9 protein-coding genes are annotated in these 12,349 nt (G+C 46.1%); 3 read left to right on the top strand and 6 right to left on the bottom strand.

Features of this window, described 5'->3' with window-relative positions:
- Positions 1-52: 52 nt before the first annotated feature.
- The gene (locus tag TBC1_RS18220) at positions 53-1,561 is read right to left on the bottom strand and encodes a PKD domain-containing protein (RefSeq protein ID WP_082189452.1); all 1,509 of its coding nucleotides are present in this window, start codon (positions 1,559-1,561) and stop codon (positions 53-55) included.
- A gap of 473 nt (positions 1,562-2,034) precedes the next feature.
- Positions 2,035-4,989, bottom strand: coding sequence for a triple tyrosine motif-containing protein (locus TBC1_RS02775; protein ID WP_082189453.1), 2,955 nt, complete (start codon positions 4,987-4,989; stop codon positions 2,035-2,037).
- A gap of 168 nt (positions 4,990-5,157) precedes the next feature.
- On the opposite strand from TBC1_RS02775, the gene TBC1_RS02780 reads away from it, so the two are divergent.
- Together TBC1_RS02780 and TBC1_RS02785 are read left to right on the top strand one after the other, a co-directional pair.
- On the top strand, positions 5,158-6,294 hold the full coding sequence (locus TBC1_RS02780; protein WP_137305392.1) for a glycosyltransferase: 1,137 nt from the start codon (positions 5,158-5,160) through the stop codon (positions 6,292-6,294).
- Positions 6,288-6,878 carry an RNA polymerase sigma factor gene (locus tag TBC1_RS02785; protein ID WP_062038186.1) on the top strand — a complete coding sequence of 197 codons (591 nt, stop codon included), beginning with the start codon at positions 6,288-6,290 and terminating at the stop codon, positions 6,876-6,878. The genes TBC1_RS02780 and TBC1_RS02785 overlap by 7 nt, the downstream gene beginning before the upstream one ends.
- Before the next feature lie 49 nt (positions 6,879-6,927).
- Here the strand turns inward: TBC1_RS02785 and TBC1_RS02790 are convergent, their stop codons facing one another.
- From TBC1_RS02790 to TBC1_RS02805, 4 genes are read right to left on the bottom strand one after another with little or no spacing between them, the layout of a single operon-like run.
- Complete coding sequence (locus tag TBC1_RS02790; protein ID WP_062038189.1) at positions 6,928-7,854, bottom strand: patatin-like phospholipase family protein; 927 nt, start codon at positions 7,852-7,854, stop codon at positions 6,928-6,930.
- 4 nt (positions 7,855-7,858) lie between these two features.
- Positions 7,859-8,557: a 4'-phosphopantetheinyl transferase family protein gene (locus TBC1_RS02795; RefSeq protein ID WP_062038192.1), complete on the bottom strand. Its 699-nt coding sequence runs from the start codon at positions 8,555-8,557 to the stop codon at positions 7,859-7,861.
- A 3-nt stretch (positions 8,558-8,560) separates the two neighbouring features.
- Positions 8,561-9,835 (bottom strand): dipeptidase, encoded by a 1,275-nt coding sequence (locus TBC1_RS02800; RefSeq protein WP_062038195.1) that lies wholly within the window; start codon positions 9,833-9,835, stop codon positions 8,561-8,563.
- The gene (locus TBC1_RS02805; RefSeq protein WP_062038199.1) at positions 9,823-10,437 is read right to left on the bottom strand and encodes a class I SAM-dependent methyltransferase; all 615 of its coding nucleotides are present in this window, start codon (positions 10,435-10,437) and stop codon (positions 9,823-9,825) included. Before TBC1_RS02805 ends, TBC1_RS02800 begins: the two co-directional genes overlap by 13 nt.
- Positions 10,438-10,747: 310 nt before the next feature.
- Between TBC1_RS02805 and TBC1_RS02810 the strand changes: the two genes are divergently transcribed.
- Positions 10,748-11,911, top strand: a complete 1,164-nt coding sequence (locus tag TBC1_RS02810) for an AraC family transcriptional regulator (RefSeq protein WP_062038202.1) — start codon at positions 10,748-10,750, stop codon at positions 11,909-11,911.
- Positions 11,912-12,349 lie beyond the last annotated feature (438 nt).

The raw sequence follows: 12,349 nt of genomic DNA on the forward strand, positions 1-12,349 counted from the left end.
GGTTACATTAAAGCTAAGACCGGCCGGAGCCGATCTTAGCCTGATTAATTTATTACTGAAATCTGAAATTGCGGATATAGAAAACTCCTTCATCCGTATGACCCCCGCCTCCAAGTGAAATGGCAAAGAAGTCAAGGTCTGTTCTGCTGCCGGGAGTATATACACCCGTACCCGGGCCGCTGGTGGGCTCATTCAGGTTGAAAGTATATGTAACCCACTCATCCATGACCGTGGCCTCGGCATCATATTGGAGATGACCTGTCCACCATTGCTGGGTCTGACTGGCTTCACCAATAATAATTGCAATGGTTTTTGTTAACGTACCCGTATAATTGTTTGAACTGGGAACATAAACATCAAGAGACACCGTAGTAAAGTTGTCAAACTGGATGTCGTTTTCCATCTGGAACTGAAGTTCCTGATAGGTGCCTTTTCTGTCATACTGGCCGACGTTTACGCCAACGCCCGCAGGATCAGCAACGCCCATGGTGAAAGCCATGCCCCCATTTGCAGCCAGACCATTGCCCGGATATACTCCGGCGGTATCAAGCACTACAAAACTGGTAGCAGTCTCAAAAGTATTCCACATTTCAGTTGGCGTAGCATTGGGAAGGTCTTCGCCGTAGGGCGGCTCTTCACTTACTACTTCCGGCTCAAGTGCAGGGTTCGAATAACTTGCATAAGTGGCATCCCAGTATACACCATCATAAGTGAATGAAACGGTCATTAAATCATAGCCTTCTTTTTGTTCAAGTACAGCTTTGAACGTTTTGGAAGCTTCCGGAACAATTGATTCTCCGGTGGTGCCAAGCTGAGGCAGCCCGATCCAGGCGCCATTTCCGGTCAGCGTGATTTCGTTGGTTGCCGGATTGTAGGTGAAAGCGTGTGTGCCGCCGAGCCATGCGCTGACATCCACTCCGTCTTTATTGATCATATTGGCAGGAATTGCATCAAAACATACTTCGTTATTGGCAGTTCCGCTGAAAACGGCAGTTTCGCCCCAGAAAGATCCTTTATCATCAAACGTAAATGAACCATCACGGGCGAAAGTAAATTCATGATAATATACGCAAGGACGGGCACCTGTATTTTCAAGCGCAAACCATGAACGTGCATTTGCTGCGTCAGGACCAACGCCCAGGCTTGACCCCTCCCTGAAGAGCTTCCAGGTTTTGGAAGTTTCACCGGCAAGCAATGCCAGCGCGGAATTGGGATCTTTAATTTCAATAGTCTGGCTGTAATCGGCAGATGCATTTGCAGCATTCTTTGCAGTCAGTACAATCGTGTATGTTCCGGCTGAAGCATAGGTATGGACCGGATTCGCTTCGGTGGATGTACCGCCATCACCAAAATTCCACGCATAGGATGTGGCATTCTGCGAGAAATTGGTAAATGTAACTTTTAGAAAATCAGTCTGATCGATTGCATATTGAAAACTTGCAATCGGATTTTCAGGCGTATCCTCATCCTTGTCGTCTTTACACGAGGTCATGGTTGCAAGTGAGAAGATACCTGCAATGAGCAGCAACATGGTGCTCCATCTAGAAAATTTGTTTTTCATCGGGTGTGTGTTTGATTTGGTTTAAAACTGATTTGTTGGTTGATAGGTTGAATTTACAGAGTCAAAGGCGATCAGAAATCAGCATATTTGTGCTGTTGTTCATTTTATTGCATACTCCGAAACAATGAAACCAGCATGTTATCAGGAGAATTACCTGAATGGCAGCACAAATATAATTTAAGAGGCTCCCTTTGTCCATTTTATCCCTTCATCAATACCACATCAATTAAACAATACTACTACATCATTGCTACAACATTTAATTTTTAAATATTTGAAAAACAAGATATTATAATTGATAACTCCGTATTAAGTAACTCATCAGATTTTACAGATCAATATAGGAATACCTTGACTCCGGGCTGAGTTAAGGAGTATAAAAATCTTGCATTTTAATGGTTTTCGAAGAGAGGGCAGAAATCTGCTGATGGTTGGGTAATCAGACTGATATCGTAATGTGATGCCGGCAGATTTCAGAATGACATGATAAAGTCAGTAAGATTTATATTGTGTTCAATATTAAGTTTCTTTCGGAGACGATATCGGCTGATTTCCAGTCCCCTGACAGATATGTTCATCAGGGGTGCAATTTCCTTGCTCGAGAGGTTCATTCTGAGGTAAGCGCAAAGCCTGAGCTCTTTGGGGGTAAGTGAAGGGTAAGCATTTTTCAGTCTGGAGATAAAGTCCTGATGCACTTCATCAAAATAGGTGTTGAAGGCTTCGAGGTGCTGTTCGTTTTTGATTTCCCTGTTAATTTTTCTTATGAGTTGAGAAATCTGATGCTTTAAGTTATACCCGGGCTGCGGATGCAGGAGGGAGGTGAGGTTTTCTTTAAGATGAGACAGGATTTTGTTTTTATGCAGGAGGTTAAGCGTGGCATTGGCCAGTTCTTTGGTCTTGTGGTTCATCTCGCTTTGGAGCGCTTCATTCCGGAGGTGTATAATTTCCTTCTCTTTGGTAAGGGCTTGTTCTCTGAATACAAGCGCCTGGGCTTCGAGATCTTTTTCGCGTTTGAGGATTTCGCTGAGGCGGGCTTTCTCGATGCGTCTTCTCAGGAATATAATATTACCGGCCAGGATAAGCAGTAATAAAATGGCATAAATCAATTTGGCTGCAAATGACCGGTGAAAGGGCGGCCTGATGGTGAAACTGAATTTTACCGGTTCACTTTCCGCATTAAAGGCATTGATTGATTTAAGTTCGAAGGTATACTCTCCCTCCTTCAGGTTGGTATATTCTTTGAAACCCTGACTGCTCCATGCTGACCAGTCATTGTCAAACCCGCTGAGGCGGTAGGAGAAAAGCGTGCCTTCGGGAAATTCAAATGAAGGAGAAGAAAACCTGAAACTTGCTGAATTATACCGGAAAGGGATGGGAGCCTGCATGACCTGGCTGCCGTTTTTTTCTTTGTCAACCGGCGGGTCAGTAACGGCAAGTGCGGAATCCTTGCTGAAAAAGCGGATACTCCGGATATAGGCCGGATCGCTTCCTCTTTTCCTGAACTCATTAAACCGTGGCGAAAAATGGATCAGACCGTTTTGTGAGCCAATATAGACATTTGCCTGGTTGTGGATAAAAAGATGTTCAAAAGAAGGGAGCAGCATGCTGTTTATCCTGAAAAAGGGAGCTTGTTCAGCCTGATATTTACCCCGCTCAGTCTCTCTGATCACGCCCATGCGGGTGTGTGTAAAAAACCAGAAATTGCCGCTGTTGTCCCTGGTTATTTTGTCGATGTATGGAAAACCGCCAAAAATTTCGGTATATTTTGGATTTTTGTAAAAAACATCACCCTTGCTGTCGTACCTGTATAATCCGGCGCTGGTGGAAATATTCAGTTCATTTTCAATTTTGTGTATATTATATGGAAGATCCGGTGGCAAGCCCTTGGATGCTTTGTAAAGGGTCACAGATTCAGCCCTGCTCAGGTCATGGCTCAGGGAAATATGAAAGATGCCCCGGTAACCGTGCGACATCCAGATGGTATTATCCTCGTCCTGGAGAATGGTTCTGCTGGATTCTTTAAAGCCTTTCACTTCGTAAGCATAAGACCATGTTCCGGCTTTTTTTGTAAAGACCGCCAGGCCGTTATAGGTACCCGCGATCAGGGTGTCGCTGGTTTCGCGGTGCCGGATAAAGGTCCAGTATCCGGGGATGTCAGAGATCTTCAGGGCTTTTATACCATTCACCAGAAAGCAGCCAGTGTTGTGTCCGCAAAGCAATTGCTCATCGAATACCTGAAGGCTCCATACCTGCCCTTCAGTGCCGGAAATCAGCGTAAATTTTCCGCCGTCCTCATCTGAATTTCTGATGTTCGAGAGTTCGGTGTAAAACAAGCCCTGGTTTGTCCCGGTATAAAGCCGGCCGTCATGAACGATGGAAGTGTAGGATGCTTCAAGATTATAATTAAAATCGAATATCGACAGCGGGGAATTGATTTCTGCATAATCAATCCCGTTGTCGAGCCCCATCCAAAGGTTGTAGTGCCTGTCTTCGAACAGGCATAAAATGGTATTGTTCTGCAGGCCTTTTGAACGGTTAATGTGCTGATAGATTCTTCCGTTCCTGTCGGTGATATAGAGGCCATTCTGAACGGTTCCGAAGGCATAAAAGCTTTCGGAAAGGGCTATTCCGCTGAAAAGCTCATAAGTCTTCAACTTGAGGTTTACAGGCGAAGCCCAGGCTTCGAGGGATTTATTTTTCAATATGTACAGGCCTTCGGTGGAGGTTCCCAGCAGCAGTTCATCCGCCCCTCTGTAAAGCAGGCTCCTGACTTCTGTTCGCTGAAACAACGGGTCGTTGAAAACCGGCTCAAGTCCGCGTGCACTCAGCCGGTACAACCCTTTCTTCCTGTCGATGACATAGGCGCTTCCGTTTACCAGAAACGACTGGGTGAAGGACGAGAAAGGTTCAATCACCTTTATCTGATGGTTATTGTAGACAAAGAGAAACCGGAAGGATTGAAACACAATGCCCGAGGAGGTATTGTGAATTTTCCATATCTCATCAAACGCCCTGAAGTATTCCGGGATTAAGTGAACAAGGGAATTAAAATGCATTTTTCCGTCGCCCCCGGGTACGAAATAGCCGATTTCTTCAAAGGCCCCTGCGAAAATGGTATCTTCTTTTGCCAGGATTGACCGGAGAATGGTTCTTTTCGGCAGTGGGTACAATTCCCAATAACTGCCGTCAAATTCAAGCAGGCCGTCGTTATTCCCGAAATAGAGAAAACCCTTGTCATTCTGGGCGATTGACCAGTTCTGATTGCTGGCTTTGTAAGTGTTTTTATTATAGTTGTTGATAAAAGGCAGGCCCATATCCTTGATTTGTCCCAACCCTGCAACAGTGAATAAACCATTCAGGATGACCAATAGCCAGAATCTGCCGTATCGGCTGAAATAATTCCGGTTTGTATACATTTTTGATAACATACTGGTACTTGATGCGGGTTACCTGAGGTTTAGCAAAAATAACAATAATTGGTTCAACCGGGATACAGTTTAATCACTGATGGCCTGTCTGCCTGATAGATTGTTGAAAACTTGTCGGTGCCAATTCAATGCCTTTGGGTAAATTTGCCGGTCGAAATTCTGTATGTTATGTTATGGCTGCAAGGTATTCTGTCTTCTCCCTGGATTGTCCTGATATGGGTACTGTTGGCAGCCTTGCTGGTGCAAATGATTTATTACTGGTTTATTTTCAGCCGTCTTGCATTTTACAATGCCTCCAAACGGCCGGTAAGCGATCAGAAACTCCCTGTTTCGGTGGTTATCTGTGCGAAAAATGAATATCATAATCTGGTTCGTTTTCTCCCCCTGATCCTTGAACAGGAGTATCCCGAATATGAGGTTGTCGTTGTTAATGATGCCTCCGATGATGACACCTTTTACCTTCTTCGTGAACTCACCGACAAGTACAGCCGGTTGAATGTGGTAAACATCCATCAGAACCTGAATTTTTTTGTCGGGAAAAAGTTCCCCCTTTCGATAGGCATTCGTTCTGCCAGGTATGACACCGTGTTGCTGACCGACGCTGATTGCTTCCCTGCAGGGCCTCACTGGATCGAAGGCATGCAGTCGGTCTTTACAGCGAAAACCAGCATTGTGCTGGGTTATGGTGCGTATATTTCACAGCCCGGATTGCTCAACAAGCTTATCCGTTTTGATACCCTGCATGTGGCCATGCAATACATGTCGCTGGCTCTGGCGGGATTGCCCTATATGGGCGTAGGCCGGAATCTGGCCTATCACCGTGAATTATTCTTTAATTCCGGTGGATTCATGAAACATTACAAAATCACCTCGGGCGACGACGATCTGTTTATCAATGAAGTAGCCAACCGTAAAAATACCCGGATACAAACGGCGCCTGAAGCGGTAACCTTTTCAAAGCCAAAGCAGACTTTCGGAGCCTGGTTCCGTCAGAAGAAGCGCCACCTGACTACCGGAGGATTTTACCGGCCCTCGCACAAATTTGTTTTGGGGCTTTTCTCTCTTTCACAATTTGTTTTCTTTGGTTCACTCATTGCACTGGCAATTCTGAAGGTGGACTGGATACTTTTGCTGGGCATCTATATTTTACGTCTGATTACACAAACGGTAATCATAAAAAAAAGTATGATCCGCCTTGGCGAGAAGAATTTTCTGCTCTTGTTTCCTTTTTTTGAAGTATTTTTGATGATGATCAACCTGTTGCTGGGATTTACAGGATTGTTCTCACGAAAAACTCAATGGTAGAAAAGCACACCTCAGGAGAGGCCTCCATCAGGGATTATCAACTGGTAGTTCAGGCAATCAGCGGTGATCAGAAGGCTTATGCCGAACTGATGGCGCTGTATGAAGACCTGGTTTACCATGCCCTTCTCAAGCGGGTTGGTGATCCCATGGTAGCGGAAGATCTGACCATTGAGACATTTGGTAAAGCTTTCAGGAATCTTCACCGCTTTTCGCCCGATTTTGCCTTCAGTACCTGGCTGTTCCGGATTGCAATCAATCACTGCATTGATTTTCAGCGGAAACAAAAGAAGGATCCTTGTCAAAGGGATAAAGGTAATATACAGATAAGCCCTCCGGAGGTGGTGGATGATACACCCGATCCGGAAGAAAACTACATCCGGGAACAACGCCTCAACCTGATGCGCGAAACGGTGGAAAAATTAAAACCGCGTTACAGGCGGCTGATTGAACTCAGGTATTTTGATGAACTCTCTTACGAGGAGATTGCTGCGGAACAAAATCTGCCCATAGGGACGGTAAAAGCTCAACTTTTCAGGGCTAAAGATCTTCTTTTTCAGATACTTTCCGGCTCACGGGAGTTATAGTGTGGCTTCCTTTAAGGATTCCTCCGTAAAACGCTGCTTTCAGCATTAATCATTTTTTAGCGGCTTTACTGCGAAGTTTTTCCGTTTTTTTCAGTTCGGCCTTCATCTCTTCGTATCCCAAAGCGATCAGTTCCTTCGCGCGGTGAAAATCGAAGGTATCGGCCACATTCACAGGAATATTCAGGATGATGTCGGGGGTTTGCCGCTCCAGTGCGTTGAGTGTGAGCTTATGCTGCATCAGCTCGAAGGAGTTGTTCACTATGGTAAAGATGCCGCTTACATGCGAGCGCTCTTTGTGGTTGCCGGTCATGCTGTTCCATTTTTGATTGATCAGCTGTCTGGCCCTTTCGATCACCGAGTCCGATACGGAATCATGGTGCTCTTCCGGTATCTTTTCTTCTTTTACGGTCTCGGTTTTATCAATGCGCGGCGCATTTACGTTTATAGCCACAAGCAAGTTGCCTTCGGGGAGGGCAACATGTTCCATGGGGAGCGGGTTTACCACACCCCCGTCAACCAGCAGGGCGCCGTCTTTCGAAACGGGCATCAGTACGCTGGGAATGGCGCTGGAAGCGCGGATGGCCATCAACAGGTCCCCTTCCTTAAATACAACTTCCTTATGATTGCTGATGTCGGCAGCAACTGCTGCAAATGGTATGTGCAAATCTTCAATACGCTTGTCACCTATAAACTGTTTCATTTCATTGAATACCCTTTCGCCTTTGATAATGCCGGTTTTGCTGACTGCCAGGTCCATCAGCCTGATTACATCAAGACGGGTAAGACCGGTCATGAATTTTCGGTAATCGTTAAGGTTGCCGCAGGCAAACATTCCCCCGACCAATGCCCCCATAGAGGTGCCTGCGACGGCGGTAATGCGGAATCCGGCTTCCTCAAGCGCTTCGATGGCCCCGATGTGAACGAGTCCGCGGGCTCCGCCGCTCGATAATACCAGTGAAATATTTGCAGGTTTCATGCTGTCAGATTAATTCGTTAATAGTCAGGATTACCGGTTCACTGGCAAAACCCGGACTGCCGGAACAGGCAGAGAGTTTATAGCCTTCGCGGAAAGGCCAGTTTTTAAGATAATAGCGCCCGGATCCGGAGTCGTCTTCAAGGCTGAACAGTCCCCGGGCATCATTTACTATCGTAAATGTTGACAGACTGCGTGTCAGCCCGGTTCCTATGGCTTTCAGAAAGCTCTCTTTCAGCGTCCATAAGGTGAAAAATATTTCGGCTTTTTCTTTCCCGTCAGTCGCGGAGGCCAGCCAGGCTTTTTCCTTTTCTGAGAAAAACCGGTTTGCCACTCCCTCAGGAACCTTACGCATCCTTTCTACATCCACGCCGACTGCCGAGGATGACAGCGCTGCCACCACCCAGTCGCCGGAATGGGATATATTAAAATGAATTCCCCGGAAACCTGCCGGTTCGGGCTTTCCTTTTTCGCCGGCGGTAAATACCATATCTTCCGGAAGCTTTCCGAAAACCCTTTTCAGCAAATGACGTGTCAATACCTCACCCAGCAAACTTCGCTGAACATCTCGTACCTGGGCATACCTGGCGAATTTAGAGCGGCTGCTTTCGGGCACTTTTGCCAGCAACTGTTGCCGCAGATCCCCGAATTGTTCATCAGGCAGGAGTTCAATGGCATATACTTCAGTAAGGGTTAGTGCGATCATTCTTCAGGTGGTTTTTTCGTTCCCGCGGTCAGCGTTTTTCCGGGCATATTTTTCTGTTTCACGCATTACCCTGAGCAGGTTTTTACTCCAGATCAGCCGGATCTGCCTGGCCGAGTATCCCCGCTTTACCAGCTCCAGGGTAATATTACCCAGTTGTGAGGCGTCTGCACATCCCTCAACACCGCCTCCGCCGTCAAAATCGGTGCCAATGCCCACGTGCCGTATGCCCGCCGTTTTCACGATGTGGTCGATGTGGTCTGCCACATCACTTACCGTTGCCAGCTTCTGCGGATAAATATCATCAATGGCGTACCATTCCTTCCTGGCCTTGTTCATTTCCTCCTCAGTAAGGTCTCTGAATCCGTTGTATTTCAGCCTGAGCGCTGCTTGTGCCGAATCGCGGCGCGGATTGGGGTCCGGCGTTTTTACATAACTGCTCAGTATGCACATCTGGATCACACCCCCGTTTTCGGCCAGCGCCCTGAGCATGGCATCGTCCAGGTTCCGGGGGTTGTTGCACAGCGCCCGTGCACATGAATGCGAGGCGATAACGGGTGTTTTGCTCAGCCGTATGGCATCATAAAACGCTTTGTCGGAGATGTGCGACACATCCACCATCATGCCGAGGCGGTTCATTTCTGCCACCACGGATTCACCGAATTTGCTGATTCCGTTGTGCTCCGTGCTGTCGGTCGAAGAATCGCAGATATCGTTGTTGCGGGTGTGACAAAGGGTAATGTAAAGGGCCCCGAGTTTGTAAAATAATTCAACATTTCCCAATTTGTTGCCAATTGGGTATCCGTTTTCGAGGCCAATATAGATAGCCCGCTTATTTTCTTTTTCAATGCTGCGCGCGTCACCGGCACATCGTGCCATGGATATTTTATCGTCATGCAATTTCAGGTTCCTGTCTATGGCTTTGAAGGTCTGAACTGCCTGTTCGAAAGCTTTGGCATTCCCTTTTTCATTTCTGTCACCCTGCCCTGCAAAAACGGCGAAAAATGCACCGTCCAGTCCTCCCGCTTCCATCCCCGGAATATCCACCCGGTTGCGGGGCCGCTTTCCGCGATGGTCTTCGGCAAAGTTGTACGAAGTGTCTGTAAACCACATGGGCGTATCGTTGTGAGAGTCGATCGTCAGCGCCCGGGCGTGTATGCGGGCGGCTTTGCGGATATTCTTTTGATTACCCGGATTTATGCCTGCAGATAAAAAAGTATTGCAGCAACCCCAAAGGATAATTGTAAAAAAGACAGAGGTTTTATTTTTCATTGCTGACATACCGGAAAGGGTTTTTGTGCAAACAGCCTCACTACATGGGCTTCTCCCCTGTGAAGGGGGCCTTCGTCGAGTATCACTGTTGATTCTGTGAAATCAATAAATCGGAGTTGGTTAAAATCGCGCTCAATAATTTTAGAATTATACAGAAGCAGGGGCGTTTTCGGCCCTCCCGAGGTATTCTTCAGTTGCTCATCGGTAAATGCCTCAAGAATAAGGAATCCGCCCGGTTTGAGGAATCCGGTAAGATGGCGGTGGACCTGTTCACGTACTTCCGGGGGTAAATGCACGAAGATCAGTGCAATTGCATCAAACGTCATGCCGATGTCATTAAATTCATGCAGGTTGCTGATAAGGTAATCTATCCGAACCCCTTCGCGATCTGCCAGCTTCAGGGCTTTCTTTCTGCCTTCGGTACTTTGGTCAAGCGCAAGAACCTTCCAGCCGTTTTTCGCTGCAAATACAGCATTACGGCCTTCACCTTCGGCCGGCAGGAGCAGGGAGCCGGGTGTCAGCTGCAACAATTTATCCCTGAACCATAAATTGGGATTTGTACCATATATATAGTCAGTGGCCGAATACCGTTCGTCCCAGTGTTCTTTCATTGTTTATCAGTATTTCTCTATCCGGGCCGGATAAAAACGCGGGTACCCCTGTTTTAATTTCACAAAGATAGAATGGTTTTCTGAGTTTCAGGTTAATCATTTTGCTGCCTGCGAGCGGATGACACTTTACATGGTAAGTTCGTAATTTGATTCGCTGGAATTGATTTCTGACGTTTGCTTGAAAAAGTTGCCGTCAATTTCAGAGAAGACCGGAATGGCCGACAGCCAGCACATCATTTCAATAATGCCTTAAAATCCATTATTCTGCCCAACAGTAAAAAATGTATATTTACTGCTGAAACCGGATATTATGCACAAGATAATTCTGCTCTTTGATATTGGCGAAGAGTATGGTCAGAAGTTGTTGAAAGGGATTGCCCGTTATTCAAAGGAAAACGGGCCCTGGATTTTTTGCCGGATGCCGCTGTTTTATCGTGAGACCTTAGGGATGAAGGGAATTGTAAAATTTGCCAGGGAATGGGAGGCCGATGGAATTATTGGTCAGTTATATAATAATGATGACATCAAACAGATTCTGAATGCCGGCATCCATGTAATTGCCCAGGATTTTAAAGAGCGGTTTTCCAATATCCCGAACATAACCGGCGGATACTTTGAGGCCGGTGAAATGGGAGCCAGGTATTTTCTTAAAAAGGGGTTTAAAAATTTCGCCTTCTACGGGTTTAAAAATATTGTCTGGTCGCGTGAGCGGAGCGATGGGTTTGAGCATTATCTCAGGTCTCAGGGGTATAAAGTCCATTATTTTGATCAGGATATGGCTCCGACACGCGAATTGTGGTTTTACAAACCTTCGGTCCTTAGCCAGTGGTTGCAGTCACTACCCAAGCCCATTGCCATCATGACATGCGATGATGAACGGGGACAGCATATTACCGAAGCCTGTAAACAGGTGGGTATCCAGATTCCTGAAGAAATGGCTATTCTGGGCGTGGATAATGACGAGATGACCTGTAACCTCTCGGATCCGCCTCTGTCGAGCATAGCACTCAATACCGAGAAAGGAGGATATGAGGCTGCAAAACTCATGGATGAAATGATTACCGGTAAAATCGGCGTGCAGTATGATATTTATGTAATGCCGACACAAATTGTAGAACGTCAGTCAACTGACATTGCATCAACCAGCGACCGTTATATTGCCAAAGCCCTGAAATTTATTCATCAGAATATCGAAAAACGGATTACCGTAAAGGATGTGCTCAGGCAGGTGCCATTGTCGAGAAGGGCACTGGAAATGCGTTTTCAGGAAACCACCGGCACCGGAGTATATAAGTACATTTATAATCTTCAGATTGAGAAGTTTGCCCAGAAGTTGCTGGACTCTGATAAAACCATATTTGAAATCGCCATTGAATCGGGCTTTGAAAGCAGCAAGAATATTTCGAGGCAATTTAAACAAATAAAAGGTTGTACGCCTGCTGAGTACCGTCGCAGACATCTTTCAAAAAGGTAGAAATCGTCAGCATTGTAATAAGCTAAAGATATTCAGTGGTTTCCGGCCGGCATTTCAGAAGTTCCGGAAATGTTCATCTGTTGTTTGTGATTTTAATGTTAAGCAGGGTCCGTTCCGGACTTGCTGGAGTCATCGTCAGATATAGATATCTGTGTATTTGCGTAAATTGAGGATTATAATACGCAAATAATTACACAAACCCTTCCTTTCGGTCATATCTTTGGCGGTGTAATGGTGAACATTTTGCTGCATACCCCTGGCAAAAGCAAGGATGAAATAAGATGAAAATCATCAGTTTAAAGTCTTACATCAATGTGCTGTTACTAACCGGGGCAACTACTTACACTCAGCAGGTCTGCTCAGAAAGTCCGGAATCAGAATTAACATCCGGTTAATTTACAATTTCAATACAATAATTTTCTTTGCAAGCAGGATTTT

The sequence above is a fragment of the Lentimicrobium saccharophilum genome (assembly GCF_001192835.1).
Classification (GTDB): Bacteria; Bacteroidota; Bacteroidia; order Bacteroidales; family Lentimicrobiaceae; genus Lentimicrobium; species Lentimicrobium saccharophilum.